Raw genomic sequence first — 15,773 nt, 5'->3', positions numbered from 1 at the left:
CGGCGCGCCGGGCTGCCTACAGTCGACTCGACACCGACCGGAGGACCCACACCCATGACCACCGCCGCACGCAGCTGCCCCCATTCGACGCTCGTCGAGATCGCCACCGGGCCCGTCCGTTGGTGGGCGGATCTCGCACCTTCCGATGGAGGCAGCGGACTGCACCCCACGCCGCACGAGCTGCTGGACTCGGCACTGGCAGCGTGCACCGTCCTCACCCTGAAGCTGTACGCCAGGCGCAAGAACATTCCCCTGGAAGGCGTGCAGGCCCAGGTGAGCAGGGAGCCCGGCGGGGGGGTGCAACGGATGAAGCGACGCCTGGAGCTGGCCGGGCCGTTGACGGCCGGGCAGCGCAAGGACCTGCTGCGCGTGGCAAATGCCTGCCCCATCCACGAGACGCTCGCCGGCAGCTTCGAGGTGCACACGCAGCTGGTGGAGTGACGTCCGGCGCGGCTGTAGTCGCACGCCGACCGCAAGCGTCAAGCCCAGCCGACACGTGCTGGTGCCGCGGCAGCCCTTGGCCGGGGTGCGCCTGCCGGAACAATGTCCGGCAGAAAGGAGCAAGACCATGCGTACCCGACTTCTCACCCTCACCATCGCGCTGGCCGGTGCCTTCGCCGGCGGCGCCTTCGCCGCGGACGGCATGAGCAAGGACGCCTACAAGGCGGCCAAGGACAAGATCGAGACCCAGGCCAAGGCCGACAAGAAGGCCTGCGAGGCCATGAAGGACAACGCGCAGGACGTCTGCGAAGCCGAGGCCAAGGCCAAGGAGAAGATCGCCAAGGCCGAACTGGACGCCCAGAACAAGCCCGGCGCGCGGGCGGACGAGAAGGTCCGCATGACCAAGGCCGAGGGCACGTACGAAGTGGCCAAGGAGAAGTGCGAGGACCAGAAGGGCACCGCCGCCGAGGCGTGCAAGAAGGACGCCCGCGTGGCCTATGACAAGGCCCGGGCCGACGCGCAGGCCAAGGGCGCGAGCGACACGCGCGCGGCCGGCGCGAACAAGCCCAAGTCCTGAGGCCTCAGCCGGGGAGCATGAAGCCGGCCAGGAACGCCGCCAGTTCGTGGTGCCCGTCCAGCGGCAGTACGTGGGCGATGTACTGGTCGGGCCGCACCACGACCAGTGCACCCTGCGCGCGGTCCACGCCGCGCAGGTCGAAGATGTCCGGGCCGTTCTTCAGGTCCGGGCAGAACACCTTCTCGTAGTCGCGCAGGCCGTACCGGCCCTTGCGCGGCAGCAGCAGCGCGGGCATGGCCTCGATCGCCAGCTCGCGGTGCGACGCCTGGAAGATGGCGCGCAGGTCGAACACCGCATCGATGTCCTGGCCCGGCCGCGTGTAGCGGCGCACCGGTGACTCGGGCGACTCCTCCAGGAACCGGCACAGCCCGGCCACGCCGGCGGCGGCATCCCTGTGGTCGTTGGCGCCGGCAAAGGCATACAGCCGCCAGCGCCCGTCGGCCTTGCCGGCATGGCCCAGGTGCTGCGGGCGGGCATCCGTGATGCGCACCACCGGGGCCGAATGGAAGCGGGTTCCGATGACGAAGCCACGCGCCAGGTGCTGGTGCGTCGCCTCCCCGCAGATGAGCGACGGGCGGTAGTGCGTGCCCATGCCGGCCGTGAAGCGGCCGTGCTGCTCGAAGTAGCGCTGGAATTCCTTGGGATCGACACCTTCGGCCACGCTCCCGGCGCCTTCCTTCGCGCGGTCGCTGAACATCTTGGCCCACTCGCGGTCGAAGTCGATCAGCTCCTGGGCCGCCGGCTGGCGCTCCTGCGTATAGGTGTGCAGCAGCTCCGGCGCGCACTGCCCCCGCAGCACGGCGGCCAGCTTCCAGCCCAGGTTGAAGCTGTCCTGCATGGAGAAGTTCATGCCCTGCCCGGCCTTGGGGCTGTGGGTGTGGCAGGCATCGCCGGCGATGAAGACGCGCGGCCGCTGCGTGCCGGCCTGCCCGGCCGGCACGTCGTCGTACTGGTCGCAGATGCGCTGGCCGATCTCGTAGACCGACCACCAGGGCACTTCCTTCACCTCCAGCGTGTAGGGGTGCAGGATGCGCTGCGCGGCCGCGACGAGCTGCTCGATCGTGATGTTGCGGCTGGCGACGCGTTCGTCCTCGCCCAGCTTGTCCATCTCCACGTACAGCCGCACCAGGTAGCCGCCCTCGCGCGGGATCACCAGCAGGTTGCCCTGGGAGGACTGCACCGCCGACTTGTAGCGGATGTCCGGGAAGTCGGTGACGGCCAGCACGTCCATCACGCCCCAGGCCTGGTTGGCCGAATCGCCCACGAGCTGGCGGCCGATCGACTTGCGCACCGCGCTGCGCGCTCCGTCGCAGCCGACCACGTAGCGGGCCAACACCGTCTCCACCTGGCCCGCGTGGGCGGCATCGGTCCGCTCCATCCTGACCGTGACGGGGTAGTCGGCTGCGTCGCGGTCCACCGCCACGTCCAGCACGCGGCGCGAATAGTGCGGCTCAAGCCGGCCGGGCGACTGGCGCATCACGTCCAGGTAGAAGTCGTGCACCCGCGCCTGGTTCAGCACCACGTGCGGGAATTCCGAAAGGCCGTCCTCGGTGTCCTGCACGCGGCCGTGGCGCACGATGGTCGCCGGCTGCCGGGCGTCCGGCTTCCAGAACGTGACCTCGTTGATCCAGCAGGCTTCCTTGAGCACCCGCTCGCTGAAGTTGAAGGCCTCGAACATCTCCATGGTGCGGCAGGCGATGCCGTCGGCCTGCCCGAGCTGCAGCGGGCCGTCCTTCTGCTCGACGATGGCGGTGCGGATGTCGGGGAAGGCGGCCAGTTGCGCCGCCAGCGTCAGCCCGGCCGGGCCGCTACCCACGACCAGCACGTCGACCTGCGCCGGCACCGCGTCGGCATGGACCGCCGCCTCGCTGGATGGCTCGGCGAGGTGGGGGTCGCCGGGCCTGAAACCGTCCAGATGGAATTGCATCCCCTTATTGTGCCGAGCGCGGCCGCAGGCCTCGCTGTGCGGGAATCGGCTCCACCGGCCATCCCAGGTCCCCGAGCGCCTGCCGCACCGCCTGCGGCAGCGGCGTGTGCGGCTCCGGACCGATCAGTGCCTCCAGCCGCTCGTTGGCCAGCCGGTGCGGCGTGGTCCAGAGATAGCGCATCTGCGCCAGCGACGACCAGGTCGGCACCAGCAGGCCGGCTGCGCGGATCAGGGGCCAGGGCAGGCTGCTGACCTTGGCCGCCTGTCCGGGACGCAGCCAGCCCGCTTCGTGCGCGACCGCCTCCAGGGCGTCGCACCAGTCCTGCCCCGTCAGGGCATGGCCTGCGAAGTGCAGCACCTGCGCGCCGTCCAGGCGCTCGTGGTGCCGCGCCACGCGCTCGAAGGTGCGCGCCAGGTCGGGCAGGTAGGCCCAGGGCGTGGCGACGTCCCGTGCGCCCGGCAAGGCGATGCGGCCGCGCCGCAGGTCCTTGGCCAGGACCCTGTCCAGCAGGCTGCCGTGGCCGCTGCCGAAGAAGTCGCCGGCGCGGATCACCACGCTGCGCAAGCCGCTGGCCGCGTGCGCCTGCGCGAGTTGCTCCTCCAGCTCGACCCGCAGCGCGCCTTTCAACGTGCTCGGTTGCCGGGGCGTGTCTTCGTGCAGCAGCGCGGGCATGGCGGCACCGAAGTTGTAGACGTTGCCCGGGAACAGCAGCAGCGCGTCCAGGCGCCGGGCGATGTCGATGGCGGCCCGCATCATGCCGGGCGCCTCGGCGCGCCAGGCCGCATCGGTGTAGGCGGCCGGGTTCATGGCGTGCACCACCACGTCGACGCCGGCGGCGCGCGTCGCCAGGGCCGCGGGATCGGCCAGGTCCGCTTGCAGCCACTGAACGTTGCCGGCGGCCGCGCCGGCGGCACGCAGCGGCCTACGGTGCTGGGCCAGCACGCGCCAGCCGGCGGCATCGAAGGCGCGCACGGCGGCGGCGCCGAAGCGGCCGGTGGCGCCGAGGATCAGGACGGTTCGCAGGGGCTTGTTCATCAGGGTTCCTTCCACGTTGGGGGGTGCACATCGGCACCGATGCGATGGATTGTGGGAAGCGCCGGCCTATTCGACAATTGCCTATCGGTTGATGGCAGCTATTCAGGAATGAAGAACGATTTCGACTGGGGCCTGGCCCGCTCCTTCCTGGCCGCGCTGGAGCACGGCAGCCTGCTCGGCGCCGCCCGGGCCCTGCGCGCCAGCCAGCCCACGATAGGCCGGCACATCGCGGAGCTGGAATCGCAGCTGGGTGTCACGTTGTTCGAGCGCACCGGGCGCGGCCTGCTGCCCACCGCAATGGCCCTGCAGCTGGCCGAGTCGGCCCGGGCCATGGAGGCCGGGGCGCTGGCGCTGGCCCGCCGCGCCACCGGCGCGCAATCGGCCGAAGCCGGCAGCGTGCGCATCACCGCCAGCCAGCCGGTCGCCTGCTACCTGCTGCCGGCCGTGCTGGCGCAACTCCGCGCGGAGCTGCCCGACATCCAGGTCGAACTGGTGGCGAGCAACGCGGTGGCCAACCTGTTGCGGCGCGAGGCCGACATCGCCCTGCGCATGGTGGCGCCGGACCAGGCCACCCTGGTCGCGCGGCGCATCGGCCGGGTGACGCTGGGCACCTATGCGCACCGCGACTACCTGCGTCGCCGCGGCACGCCACGCGAACCGGCCGACCTCCTGGGCCACGAACTGGTCGGCAGCGACCGCAACGAGGACATCCTGCAGGGCTTCGCGGATTTCGGGCTGCCCGTGCAGCGCGAGCAGTTCCAGCTGCGCACCGACGACCTGGTGGTGTACTGGCAGGCCGTCCGCGCAGGCCTGGGGATAGGGTTCGTGGCCGACTTCCTGGCGCGCACGGATCCGGCCGTCGTGCCCGTGCTGCCGATGCTGAAGATCCCGCCGTTGCCGCTCTGGCTGGCGGTGCACCGCGAGGTGCGGGCGAATCGCCGCATCCGCGCGGTCTACGACTTCCTGGCGCAGGCCGTGCCGCGCGTGCTCTGAAGCCGGGCTGGCGGCTGCATCCGTGGCTGAGCCCTGGATGGACGAGCCAACCGGGGGTTAACCGTTGGCAACGCCGCTCGATGTCTGGCGGCAAACGTTGCAGTTTTGCGCCCGATCCGAACGGCCGCCGCTGGCACGCTACAGACTCGAACAACCTCCAAGGAGTCTCCCATGAAGCTGGCCACCTGTTCCCTGCTGCTCGCCGTCGCCCTGGCCGGCTGCAGCAACACCCCGATGATGCGATCGTCTCCGACCGCCTCGTCCGGCGCTTCCGGCACGACGATGGGGGCGTCGAGCGGCATGCGGGCCGAGATGAATTCCCGGATGTGCCAAGTCTTCCGCAGCTACCAGGGTCGTGGCGAGGACTCGTGGGTGCAGGAACGCTGCACCATGCACCTCGGGGCCGAGGGCTGCAACAGGTGCCTGTCGGGGCAGTGATCGCCCGGGTCGGATGCCGGGCCGCTCCAGCGTGGGCGGCTCGACCTCCGCCACCCAGGGGTGGCCGTCAGGTCGTGCTGCCCGCCGGGCCACCCGTTCACACTAGCAGCGCGACCGCGTAGATCCCGATCATCACGAAGGCCAGCACGAACTTGCCCAGCATGCCGGCCAGAAGGCCCAGCCAGGTCGCGATGCCGACGTGCACGGCGCGGCCATGGTCGCGGCGGTCCCAGTATTCGCCGATGAAGGCACCCACCAGCGGCATGAACAGCACGCCGACGATGCCCATGAAGATGCCGGCCACGGTGCCCAGTGCCGCACCGAACAGGGCCTTGCGACTGGCGCCGACGCGCCGCGCGCCCAGCACCGCCGCGACGTAGTCCAGCAGCCAGGCGAGGATCGCCAGCACGGTGACGGTGGCGACCGCGAACCAGCCGACGCGCGTGAAGTCGTCGATCCAGGCGCCCAGCACGATGCCGGCCAGCACGAACAGCGTGCCCGGCAGCGCCGGCAGCACGATGCCCGCCAGTCCCAGCAGGATCAGGGCGGTGCTCAGGATCCACCACAGGGAGTCGGCCATGTCGTCCTTTCTCTTCCCGACGAAGGGGCGCGGTCACTGTAGCCGCCGCGCAGCGCCGGCGGGGCTCACCGGGCCCACAGGAGCCAGGCGGTGGTCCATCCGAGGGCCAGCGACAGCACGGGGATGACCACCAGCAGGCCGCGGTGGCGTTGCGGCAGCGCGAACAGCAGGCCGAGGGTGAACAGCGCGGTCGGCTCCGGCATCAGGCCGGCCACCTCGGCCTGGGCCCAGCCGCGGCCGGCCAGCGGCGCCACCAGCGGATAGGCCACCAGCGCCGCCAGGGCGCAGCCCAGTGCGGCTCCGGCCTGCCAGGCGGGAGGCCGGGTCGAAGCGGGCCGCGTGCCGAGCACCAGCAGCAGCGCGGCCTGCAGCGCCCAGGCTCCGGCCAGCCAGGGCGCCGCCGTGTTGATGTCGGCATGGCGCTGCCAGTGGAAGGCCCAGGCGACCCAGCCCCAGGCGGCCGCCAGCACGATCCCCGACCACCGGGCTGTTACGCGCGGGTGGTGCAGCGCCGCCCACAGCCAGGCCAACCCGATCGCCAGCAGCAGGAATTGCCAGGGCCAGGCTTCGCGGTTGTGTGCTTCCAGCAGGCGCCCCCAGGTGCGCGCCGAGAACATCAGGAAATCCGAGGGCCGGTAGGTCCACCACTCGGACATGGCTCAGAGCTGGCCGATGTGGGATTCGATGCGACGACGCAGCGCCGCATCCGGCATGGGGCCGGATGCGGCCGCCAGGTTCTCCCGCACGTGGTCCACGCGGCTGGTGGCCGGGATGGCGCAGGTGATCGCCGGGTGCGAGACGATGTGCTTGAGCACCAGCTGCGCCCAGCTGCGGCAGCCGATCTCGGCCGCGAAGGCGGGCAGCGGATGCCGCGCCAGCCGGTCCACCAGCTCGCCTTGGCGGAAGGGGCGGTTGGCCAGCACCGCGATGCCGCGCTCGCGCGCCAGTGGCAGCAGGCGCTGCTCGGCTTCGCGGTCGACCGGGTTGTAGGTGAGCTGCACGAAGTCCAGCGGGTGCGTGCGCATCACCTGCTCGAAGTCCCGGTGGCGCCGGCCTTCCGAGGTGGTGATGCCGACGTAGCGCACGCGGCCGGCCTGCTTCATCGCCTGCAGCATGGGCAGCTGCTGCTCCCAGGCCAGCAGGTTGTGCACCTGCAGCAGGTCGAAGCGCGGCACGCGCCAGAGCTGGCGCGACTGCTCGACCTGGGCGGCGCCATCCGAGGAGGTCCAGACCTTGTCGGCGGCGAACAGCGCCTTGGGCATGCCCAGCTTCTGCAGCCCGTCGCCGACCACCGGCTGCGCCGAGCCGTACATGGGCGAGGAATCGATCAGCCGCCCGCCCGCCGCGAAGAAGGCCCGCATCACCTCGGTGGCCTGCTGCCGCCCTTGCGGATCCTTGCCGACGTTGAAGGTGATCCAGGTGCCGAGCCCGACCACGGGCAGCTGCTCGCCCGAGGAGGGGATCGCCTTGGTCAGCGGCGCGGGCGTTTGCGCCAGCACGGGCAGTGCGGGCAGGGCAGGCCCACCCAGCCACTGGAGCAGGTGGCGGCGGTTCATGGCGGCAGGTTAGCAAGATCCCACGGCATCGTGCACGGCGCTCCCGGCCCTTAGGCGCTTCCCCCGATGCGAGCGGGCCCTCCCCGGTCCAGGATGTACTGGCAAGCAGAACGTTGGAGGGAGGGCGCCGTGAGCGAGCTCGTACGTCTCTATCGCTACCGGGAGCTGTTGAGCGCGCGCCGCGCCCTGTCGGCACAGGAACTGCAGCAACGGCTGGAGATCTCGCCGGCCACCTTCAAGCGCGACCTCGCCAAGCTGCGCGACCAGATCGGCCTGCCGATCCGCCACGACCGCGAGCGGGGCGGCTACGTGCTGGAGCCGGGTGACAGCCACGAGCTGCCCGGCCTGTGGTTCCGCCCCGAGGAGATCCAGGCGCTGGTCACCATCCGGCACCTGCTGGAGCAGCTCGAGCCCGGCATGCTGGGCCCCAGGCTGCGGCCGCTGCAGGACCGGCTGGCGCAGCTCATGGCCAGCCACGGCCTCGCGCACGAGGACGTGGCGCGCCGGATCCGGCTGGTGCACGCCGGCAAGCGGCAGCTCGAGCCGCAGCACTTCGAGGCGGTCGCCGCGGCCACCCTGGGCCGGCACCGGTTGCGCGTGCGGCACTTCAACCGCCAGAGCGGCGAACGGAGCGAGCGCACCCTGTCGCCGCAGCGGCTGGTGCACTACCGCGACAACTGGTACCTCGATGCCTGGTGCCACCTGCGCGAGGGCCTGCGCAGCTTCTCGGTCGATGCGCTGTCGGACGTGCATGTGCTGGAGGAAGCCGCGACGGAGATCGACGATGCGGTCCTCGACGAGCAGCTCGGCGCCGGCTACGGCATCTTCGGCGGTTCGGCGGGGGCCTGGGCGGTGCTGCGGTTCACCCCGGAGCGCGCGCGCTGGGTGAGAAGGGAGCAGTGGCATCCGAAGCAGCGCGGCCACGACGAGCCCGATGGCGGCTACGTGCTGGAGGTGCCGTACTCGGACGACCGGGAGATCCTGGGGGACATCCTGCGCTTCGGCGCGGACGTGGAAGTGCTGGGGCCGGCGGACCTGCGGCGCAAGGTGCATGCGGCCTCGCTCGCCATCGCGGCCCGGTACGTGTAGCCGCAACCGGGCGGGGCGCGTTTCGTCCGCATCGACGGTCGATCGGCAGCGGCCGAATGCCGCGACAATCCGTCCGCCGCCATTGATTCCTCCCCCTCCGCCATCTCCACCGCCCTGCTGCTTGCCGAAGCCCTCGGCACGCTGGCCTTTGCCGTGTCCGGCCTGATCGCCGCGGCCGGCCGCCGGTTCGACGCGGTCGGCGTGGTGATGGTGGCCGGCGTCACGGCGTTCGGCGGCGGCACGCTGCGCGACGTGCTGCTGGATCGCCGGCCCTTCTTCTGGGTCGAGCGGGTGGAGTGGCTGTGGGCGCTGCTGGTGCTGTGCCTGCTGGCGATGCTGATGCTGCGCGCGCGGCACTTCGGCATCACGCGTCGCGCCATCCTGTGGCCCGATGCCATCGGGCTGGGGCTGTTCACCGCCAACGGCGCGCAGATCGCCCATGCGATGGACCTGCCGGCGCTGGTGTGCGTGCTGATGGGAATGATCACCGCGGTGTTCGGCGGCGTGATCCGCGACGTGCTGTGCAACGAGCTGCCGGCCGCCTTCAGCGACCACCGCCCCTATGCCGTGTGCTCGTTCGCTGGCGGCTGGGTGCTGCTGGGGGCGCACGCCCTCGGCTCGCCGGTGTGGCTGGCGCTGGTGATGGCGACGGTGGCCACCGCCGGCCTGCGCATGGCGGCCGTGTTCAGCGACTGGTCGCTGCCGCCCTGGAAGGCGCACGAGGACGCCTGACCCGTCCGGGCGGCGGCTTCAGGCCGGCCAGCGTCTGCTCGATCGCCAGTTGTGCCGCCGCGATGCTGTCCTCCAGGCTGAAGCCGAAGTAGAACCGGTAGTAGTGCCAGGTCGAGGCCGCGAGCAGGTAGCGGATGTGGGCAGCTGCGAAGGCGCGCACGCGTTCGCTGCGCCGCGGTGCCCAGGCGTCGACCAGCGCGCGGATGCGGGCCCAGCGGTCCCGGGCGACGGAATCGCGGATGCGGTCGAACAGCTCCGAGTGCAGGGCGGTCGTGGTCAGGCTGGCATGGGCCTCGAACGCGGCATAGAACTTGCCCGCCGAGCGCGCCAGTTCCGGCGCGGTGGCCGGCAGGGCGGGCAGTTCCAGCCGCCGCGACACTTCGACCGCCAGTTCGTCCAGCAACTGCTCGCGCGAGGCGAAGTAGCGGAACACCGTGCGCTCGGCGATGTTGGCGCGCTGCGCCACCGAGCGCATGGTCACCTCTCGCAGCAGGCCGTCCTGGGCCTGCTGCACGGCGGCATCCAGGATCAGCTGCCGGGTCAGCTCGCCCTGGCGTTCCTTGAGGCTGGCCAGCTCGTCGCTACGGCTGCTCACACAATTCCTTTTGCAGGCACCCTGCCTGGATGTCATAGTGTATGACATCGGCTCTTTCCACAGGAGGCGTTCCATGGGCAAGCAGCAGGTGACGGTCAGGCAGGGCGAAGCCGAGTCGCTTCGCGTGATGGGGGCGGACGTCCGCTTCCTCTGCACGGGCGAGCGGACCGACAAGGCCTGGTCGCTGATGGAGGTGGGCATCCCGCGCGACGCCGGGCCGCCGCCGCACACCCATGCGTGGGACGAGGCGTACTACGTCGTCACCGGCGAGATCCGCTTCGTGGTCGATGGCCGCGAGCAGCTGGTGCGCGCCGGCGACTTCATCTACGCGCCCGGCGGCACCCCGCACGGTTTCAGCGGCGTCTCGGACGAGCCGGCCCGCATGCTGATCTTCGACGCGCCGGCCCATGCGGAATCCTTCTTCCGCGAGGTGAGCCGCGAAGTGCAGGGCCCCGCCGACATGGCCAAGGTGCCGGCGATCGGCAGCCGGCACCAGATCGACTTCCTGCCGATGCACGAGCCGGCCTGAGCCAGGGCCTACGCTGGTTCGCGAAGTGCTGGCGCCGCCATGCCGGTGGCGGCGCACAGCCGGTCCAGCGTCCAGTCGCCGCCCAGCAGCACCATGCGCGTGTGCAGGTCGTCCAGCAACGCGTCTTCCACTTCGGTGCCCAGGCAGCGCAGCGCCTTGTCGCGCACGTCGACGTACACCAGTTCGTGGTGACGTTCGAGCGCGCGCCACAGGCCGTGCGCGCCGGTGGACTGGCGCGCACCGCTGATCAGGCACAGGCCGGACCCCAGCGCCCACTCGTAGACCGCCGTCGCGATGCCGCGGCGCTGGTACTCTGGCGCGTAGCGCGAATGCGGTGCGCGCAGGTAGCGGTCGGCGCGGCGGTTCAGCTCGACCAGGCGGTTGAACACGGTGTAGCCGGCCAGCCGGCCGTGCACCACGTCCTCCACGTAGACGTAGTACTCGCCGTCGGCCTCGCGCGTGCGGAAGACCAGGCCCGGCAGGCTGGTGGGCACCGTGGCGCTGCCGGACATCGGATCACCCGGCGTGCGCAGGCGGCGGTACAGGTTGTCCAGCTCGGTGGCCAGGTCCTCGGGACGCAGGTCGACGTCGATGCGCAGCTCGGTGCAGGTGCTGAGGCCACGCGGGCGGGTCGCGTGTCGCGCGAGCTGGCGCGTGAGCCAGGAAGCCGTCGTTCCCGCGAAAGCGGGAATCCGGGGCTTCGGCCCATCGCCAAGTGCGAACGGCAATGGAAGGCTGAGGACAGACATGGCAGCTCCCTCAGACCGCCAGCAAACCGGCCCAGCAGCCGCTCATCAACCCTTCGGGCCGCGAGCTCGCGCTGACGCGCGCGCTGGTGTCCCAGGTGTCGCGCGGCACCGAGAGGCCGGCGAACACGCCGTAGCCGTCGCCGGCGCGCAGCTCGCCCGCCGCGAACAGGCTCTCACCGGCGCGGATGGAGCCGCCCGCGGCGATGCTGTCGCCGGCGCGGATGCCCCAGCCGGCGTCCAGGTGCCAGCGCGCATGGATGGCGCCGCCGCACTGGATGCCCTGTCCGGCCCGCACGCTCGCGCCGGCCTCGATGTCGCCGCCGGCGCGCACGCCCTTGCGGCAGGCGAGCTCGCCGTCCACCCGCAGCGCCTGCCCGGCCACGATGCCGCCGGCGACGTCCAGCCCTTCGCGGCAGGCGATGTCCCAGCCCGCGCGCAGCTCGCCGCCGCAGCGCACCGGTCCCTGCGCGTGCAGTCCCCAGGCGACGTGGATGTCGCCGCCCGTTTCCAGCGCGCCTTCGCCATGCAACCCGCCTTCCACCCGGATGTCCTCGCCCGCGCCCACCGGCCCGCCGGCACGCAGCCCCGCGCCGCAGCGGATCGAGCGGCCCGCGCGCAGCACGCCGTCCACGTCGATCCCGCCGCGCACTTCGATCGTGCCGGCGAACACCACCGCGGTCGCGTCGATCGCATCGACCTGCAGCACCGCGTTGGTCGGGCCGAACTGCGACAGCAGCCAGCACGCGTCGTCGATGCGGCCGTCCGCCACCAGCGCGTCCAGCAGCTGCTGGTAGTCGCCGCGGTCCTCGTGGTGGCGCACGAACCAGCGGAAGCCGGCGGCGCAGGGGCTCTTGGCCCGGATCAAGCTCTTCGTCAGGTCCATGCAGGCGATGCCGCCCGCCGGCCTCACGGGCCGGTCATGGGCAGTCCTTGGGCGGACTCGTCCCGCGAGGCGGGATCAGGCCGCAAGCGCGCTGGGTGGGGGCCCGGCGATGAAGAGGAAGCGCGAAAGGGGGGAGGGTTATCGCCGGGCGGTGGGATGTGCGACCGGCCGGTGGGGACGGATCGCACGCACGGCCGCACGCCTCGCCACGAGCGGGCGATTCATCGAGGGAGTGATGAACGAGGGGCGTGCCATGGAAGCGATGTTGTGTGTGCGTCGACGAAGCCGTCGAGCGCCCGGGCATGGTAGCCACGAAGCAATGTCGCACGCCAGCGAGCGGTTATTGCGCGCGCCGCATCGCTCGCAATACTGGCACGCATCGCAGGTGAATGCTTGCCCTGGCAGCAGGGTCTTTCCTATACTCCAGCCCATGATTCGCCTGACGCCTGTCCGTTTTGCCACCGCCGCGCTGCGCGCCGCGGGGCAATCGCGCGCGCGTGCGCTGCTGCTGCTTGCGGGCGGCCTGCAGCGAACGCCTGCGCATCCGTAGGCCCGGCGGTCCGCTTCCTTTCCCCTCCCCACGCAGACCATCGACCGCCGGGCCTGAGCACCCAGCGCGGCAGTGCGCCCCCATGGCGCCGCCGATGGAGCCTTTCACCTTCACCCGCCTGCCGCGCCGTTCGTCGCGGTGGCACCAGCCTTTGGAGGGATGGGAGATGAACATCCAGAACGTCGCGGTCGTCACCGACCTGTCGTTGCGAGAGGGCATGGCCGTGCAGCGCGCCTGCCGGATCGCCGAAACCCATGGTGCCCAGCTCAAGCTGGTCCATGCGCCGACCGGCGCACGTGAGTCGCATCCGAATGCGGCCCGCCGGCTCGCCAATGCCGCCGCCCAGATCGAGGAATCCTCGGGCCAGCCCGTGAGCGCCGTCGTGGCGCGTAACGGATTGGTGGCCGCCATCGCGGAGGAAGTCGCCGGTTGCGACCTGCTGGTGCTGCCGGACCGGCGCGAGCGCTCGCTGGCCGCCCTCGTGGCGGGGCAACCGGCGCAGCGGCTGCTGCGCATGACCGGCGTGCCGGTGCTGGTGGTGCGCTCGGTGCCGGCCGAGGACTACGGCCGCATCCTGGTGGCGGTGGACATCAGTCCCGAGTGCTTCGAGGTCGTGGCCGCGGCCGCGTCGCTGGAGCCGAGCGCGGAGCTGGAGCTGTTCCACGCCACCAGCACGCTGAAGGAGGCCTGGCTGCGTTCGGCCGAGGCCTCGGAGCAGGCAGTGCGGGCCTATCGCAAGGCCACGCACCGGCATGCGCAGCAGCGGCTGCTGCGCATTTCCGATTCCTTCTCGGCTCGGCGCAACCGCGTGCAGACCACCATCGGCCGCGGCGACCCCGCGCGGCAGGCCCTGATCCAGCAGGAGCACACCGGCGCCGCGCTGGTGGCCGTCGGCAAGCGGCGGCGCGCGGCCTGGTTCGACTTCCTGTTCGGCAGCGCCGCCCAGCGCATCCTGGGCTGGGGCCGCAGCGACGTGCTGCTGGTGCCGCAGGACCTGGGTTCCGGCGACGAACCGGTGCGCGCGCCCGCCGGCGGCGGTGCGATCGGCGCCTGGGGCGGGCTGGTGGCGATGCGCGCGGCGGACGGGGAGGGCGGCCATGTTCGCTGACGAACTCCTGGACCGGTTGCCGCTGCGCCAGTGCGTCACGCCCAGCGGCGAGGCCGTGGTGCCGTTCGCCGAGCGCAAGCTGCTCGACTGGCTGTCGCGCCCGGCGCAGTTCCAGATCACGCGCTACGGCGAGGGCGGGCAGATCCACGCGGCCAGCGAAGCGGCCCTGGGCGAGGCGCAAGCGCTGCTGCGCGAAGCGTACGGCGAGCTGATCTCGTTCGGCCAGCCGGTGGTGCACACCTGGGTCTGCCCGCGAGAGGAGCAGCTGATGGAGCCCATCATGCAGGTGCGGGTGGAGGCGCCGCGCGCACACGTGCTGCCGGTGCTGGGTGAGCTGAAGGAGCGCAACGCCGACCTGCAGGAGGTGGAACTGGAGCCCGATCGCGCCGTGCTGCGCGGCGAGATCCGGCTGGCCGAACTGCTGGGCTACGAACGCGCCGTGGAAGGCCTGACCGGCGAACCCGCCCACGTGGTCAGCCGGCTCGCCCGATACCAGCCCGCATCCAGCGGCGGCATGCCGGGGGCGGGGCGGTGGTATTCGTGACGCGACTAGGCATGGACCGGGTCAGGGAGCCGTATTCGCCGCCCCGCCTTCACCGGCTGCGAAGGCCTGTACCTCGATCTCGATCCGAGCACCATTGACCAGATCGGCACGCACGGTGCTGCGTGCCGGTAGCGCGCCCCTGAAGTGCTGCTCGTAGACGCGGTTGAATCGCTGGAACTCGGCAAGGTCGGCCAACCACACGGTGGCCTTCACCACGTCACTCATGCTGGCACCATGCTGCTGCAGGGCCTGGGCGATGGCGCTCAGCACGGCTTCGGTCTGCGACTCGATGTCGGGCAGGGGAGTGCCGTCCGGCGCACGCACGGCCATCTGGCCGGACAGGAACAGGAAATCGCCCGCCTGAACCACCTTGGAAAACGGCAGCGGCAGTTCGGATGCGAAGCGGCGGATGGTCGAAGTGCCAGTCATGTTGCGGGAATCCGACTCAATCCATCATCTTGAAACCGGTCGCCTTGACGATCTGGCGCCACTTGGCGGTCTCGCGGGCGATCCGCTCGGCAAAGAGTGCTGGCGAGGTGGGGGCCGCCTCGACGGTCAGGGCCTTCAGCCTTTCAGTGAGATCGGGCTCTCGCAGCGCCTGCTGCAACGACTTGTTCAGCGCATCCACCATGGCGTCCGGTGCGGCGGCGGGCATGAGCAATCCATACCATTCCTGGAGCGACAGGTCCTCGAACCCGGCCTCCTGGAAGGTCGGGACCTCGGGCGTCGCGGCGGCGCGCTTCGCGCCGGAGGTGGCCAGCACGCGGAGTTTGCCGCTCTGCAGGTGCGGCACCACGTCCGCCAGCATGCCGACATAGGCGGGGATCTGGCCACCCAGCAGGTCCTGCACGGCTGGCGCAGCCCCCTTGTAGCCCACGTGGAGCATCTCGAAGCCAGCCGACTTTCCCAGCATGAGGCCGACGAAGTGCGGCGAGGCGCCGGTGGCCGGCGAGCCGTAGGTGGCATTGCGCGGGTCGGCCTTGCACCAGTCGACGTACTGGCCGATGGTGCGGGCCGGATTGGCCGTGCTGCTGGTGACCAGCGCGAAGTCGAGCGTGCAGGCAACCGTGACCGGCTTGAAGTCGCGCAGGGCGTCGTACGCGAGCGATTTGTAGATGTGCGGATAGAGCGTGAGGATCGAGCCGGGTGTCTGGAGGATGGCCGAGCCGTCCGCCGCGGCGCGCTTCACGGCTTCGACGCCGATGCGTCCGCCGGCACCGGCGCGGTTCTCCACGATGACGCTGGGCGCGTACTGCGGCTGGATCCTGGCGGCCAGGAGGCGCGCAATAGCGTCGTTGCTGCCACCGGCGGGGAAGCCCAGGATGATCCTGGCGACCTCGGGCGAGGACCGCGCGAACGCCAGTGGCGAAACGGCCAGGGAACTGGCGGCCAGGCCAGCGGCACCAGCGAGGATTCGACGGCGTGTGGTCATGCTTGTCTCCTTTT

At 71.2% G+C, this 15,773-nt stretch carries 19 protein-coding genes; 9 read left to right on the top strand and 10 right to left on the bottom strand.

Annotation, left to right across the window (positions count from 1 at the left end; translation table 11 throughout):
• Positions 1-54 precede the first annotated feature (54 nt).
• Together VEC03_RS09775 and VEC03_RS09770 are read left to right on the top strand one after the other, a co-directional pair.
• Positions 55-441 carry an OsmC family protein gene (locus VEC03_RS09775; protein WP_324914723.1) on the top strand — a complete coding sequence of 129 codons (387 nt, stop codon included), beginning with the start codon at positions 55-57 and terminating at the stop codon, positions 439-441.
• A 127-nt stretch (positions 442-568) separates the two neighbouring features.
• Positions 569-1,018 carry a hypothetical protein gene (locus VEC03_RS09770; protein ID WP_324914721.1) on the top strand — a complete coding sequence of 150 codons (450 nt, stop codon included), beginning with the start codon at positions 569-571 and terminating at the stop codon, positions 1,016-1,018.
• Between the two features lie 4 nt (positions 1,019-1,022).
• Here VEC03_RS09770 and VEC03_RS09765 read toward each other — a convergent pair whose 3' ends face one another.
• On the bottom strand, positions 1,023-2,945 hold the full coding sequence (locus tag VEC03_RS09765; protein ID WP_324914719.1) for an FAD-binding monooxygenase: 1,923 nt from the start codon (positions 2,943-2,945) through the stop codon (positions 1,023-1,025).
• A 4-nt stretch (positions 2,946-2,949) separates the two neighbouring features.
• Positions 2,950-3,981, bottom strand: coding sequence for an NAD-dependent epimerase/dehydratase family protein (locus tag VEC03_RS09760; protein ID WP_324914718.1), 1,032 nt, complete (start codon positions 3,979-3,981; stop codon positions 2,950-2,952).
• A 108-nt stretch (positions 3,982-4,089) separates the two neighbouring features.
• Between VEC03_RS09760 and VEC03_RS09755 the strand changes: the two genes are divergently transcribed.
• Entirely contained in the window at positions 4,090-4,974 is an 885-nt protein-coding gene (locus VEC03_RS09755) for a LysR family transcriptional regulator (protein ID WP_324914716.1), read from the top strand.
• Positions 4,975-5,145: 171 nt separating this feature from the next.
• A complete protein-coding gene (locus tag VEC03_RS09750; protein WP_324914715.1) occupies positions 5,146-5,412 on the top strand; it encodes a hypothetical protein in 267 nt (88 codons plus the stop codon).
• Positions 5,413-5,509: 97 nt separating this feature from the next.
• On the opposite strand, the gene VEC03_RS09745 is transcribed toward VEC03_RS09750, so the two are convergent.
• From VEC03_RS09745 to VEC03_RS09735, 3 genes are all read right to left on the bottom strand, one after another.
• Positions 5,510-5,992, bottom strand: coding sequence for a DUF456 domain-containing protein (locus VEC03_RS09745; RefSeq protein WP_324914713.1), 483 nt, complete (start codon positions 5,990-5,992; stop codon positions 5,510-5,512).
• Positions 5,993-6,057: 65 nt separating this feature from the next.
• On the bottom strand, positions 6,058-6,648 hold the full coding sequence (locus VEC03_RS09740; RefSeq protein ID WP_324914711.1) for a DUF6064 family protein: 591 nt from the start codon (positions 6,646-6,648) through the stop codon (positions 6,058-6,060).
• Between the two features lie 3 nt (positions 6,649-6,651).
• A complete protein-coding gene (locus VEC03_RS09735) occupies positions 6,652-7,548 on the bottom strand; it encodes an aldo/keto reductase (RefSeq protein ID WP_324914709.1) in 897 nt (298 codons plus the stop codon).
• A 129-nt stretch (positions 7,549-7,677) separates the two neighbouring features.
• Between VEC03_RS09735 and VEC03_RS09730 the strand changes: the two genes are divergently transcribed.
• Positions 7,678-8,637, top strand: coding sequence for a YafY family protein (locus VEC03_RS09730; protein ID WP_324914707.1), 960 nt, complete (start codon positions 7,678-7,680; stop codon positions 8,635-8,637).
• Positions 8,638-8,667: 30 nt separating this feature from the next.
• The gene (locus tag VEC03_RS09725; RefSeq protein WP_324914777.1) at positions 8,668-9,369 is read left to right on the top strand and encodes a trimeric intracellular cation channel family protein; all 702 of its coding nucleotides are present in this window, start codon (positions 8,668-8,670) and stop codon (positions 9,367-9,369) included.
• Here the strand turns inward: VEC03_RS09725 and VEC03_RS09720 are convergent.
• The gene (locus VEC03_RS09720; RefSeq protein ID WP_324914705.1) at positions 9,323-9,964 is read right to left on the bottom strand and encodes a helix-turn-helix domain-containing protein; all 642 of its coding nucleotides are present in this window, start codon (positions 9,962-9,964) and stop codon (positions 9,323-9,325) included. The two genes, VEC03_RS09725 and VEC03_RS09720, sit on opposite strands and share 47 nt — an antisense overlap.
• A 73-nt stretch (positions 9,965-10,037) precedes the next feature.
• Here VEC03_RS09720 and VEC03_RS09715 point away from each other — a divergent pair, with 73 nt between their 5' ends.
• A complete protein-coding gene (locus tag VEC03_RS09715; protein ID WP_324914703.1) occupies positions 10,038-10,493 on the top strand; it encodes a cupin domain-containing protein in 456 nt (151 codons plus the stop codon).
• 8 nt (positions 10,494-10,501) lie between these two features.
• Here the strand turns inward: VEC03_RS09715 and VEC03_RS09710 are convergent, their stop codons facing one another.
• On the bottom strand, positions 10,502-11,242 hold the full coding sequence (locus tag VEC03_RS09710) for an N-acetyltransferase (RefSeq protein WP_324914702.1): 741 nt from the start codon (positions 11,240-11,242) through the stop codon (positions 10,502-10,504).
• 10 nt (positions 11,243-11,252) lie between these two features.
• The gene (locus VEC03_RS09705; protein ID WP_324914701.1) at positions 11,253-12,125 is read right to left on the bottom strand and encodes a hypothetical protein; all 873 of its coding nucleotides are present in this window, start codon (positions 12,123-12,125) and stop codon (positions 11,253-11,255) included.
• 716 nt (positions 12,126-12,841) lie between these two features.
• On the opposite strand from VEC03_RS09705, the gene VEC03_RS09700 reads away from it, so the two are divergent.
• Both VEC03_RS09700 and VEC03_RS09695 read left to right on the top strand, forming a co-directional pair.
• On the top strand, positions 12,842-13,783 hold the full coding sequence (locus VEC03_RS09700; RefSeq protein WP_324914699.1) for a universal stress protein: 942 nt from the start codon (positions 12,842-12,844) through the stop codon (positions 13,781-13,783).
• Positions 13,773-14,327 (top strand): hypothetical protein, encoded by a 555-nt coding sequence (locus tag VEC03_RS09695; RefSeq protein ID WP_324914697.1) that lies wholly within the window; start codon positions 13,773-13,775, stop codon positions 14,325-14,327. Before VEC03_RS09700 ends, VEC03_RS09695 begins: the two co-directional genes overlap by 11 nt.
• A gap of 21 nt (positions 14,328-14,348) precedes the next feature.
• Here the strand turns inward: VEC03_RS09695 and VEC03_RS09690 are convergent, their stop codons facing one another.
• Together VEC03_RS09690 and VEC03_RS09685 are read right to left on the bottom strand one after the other, a co-directional pair.
• Entirely contained in the window at positions 14,349-14,756 is a 408-nt protein-coding gene (locus VEC03_RS09690; protein ID WP_324914695.1) for a RidA family protein, read from the bottom strand.
• 16 nt (positions 14,757-14,772) lie between these two features.
• Positions 14,773-15,759 (bottom strand): tripartite tricarboxylate transporter substrate-binding protein, encoded by a 987-nt coding sequence (locus VEC03_RS09685; RefSeq protein ID WP_324914693.1) that lies wholly within the window; start codon positions 15,757-15,759, stop codon positions 14,773-14,775.
• Between the last annotated feature and the right edge of the window lie 14 nt (positions 15,760-15,773).

The organism is Ramlibacter sp. (assembly GCF_035627355.1).
Classification (GTDB): Bacteria; Pseudomonadota; Gammaproteobacteria; order Burkholderiales; family Burkholderiaceae_C; genus Ramlibacter.
The sequence above is the reverse complement of the archived record's forward strand: the minus strand, read 5'-3'. Positions and strand labels throughout refer to the sequence as shown.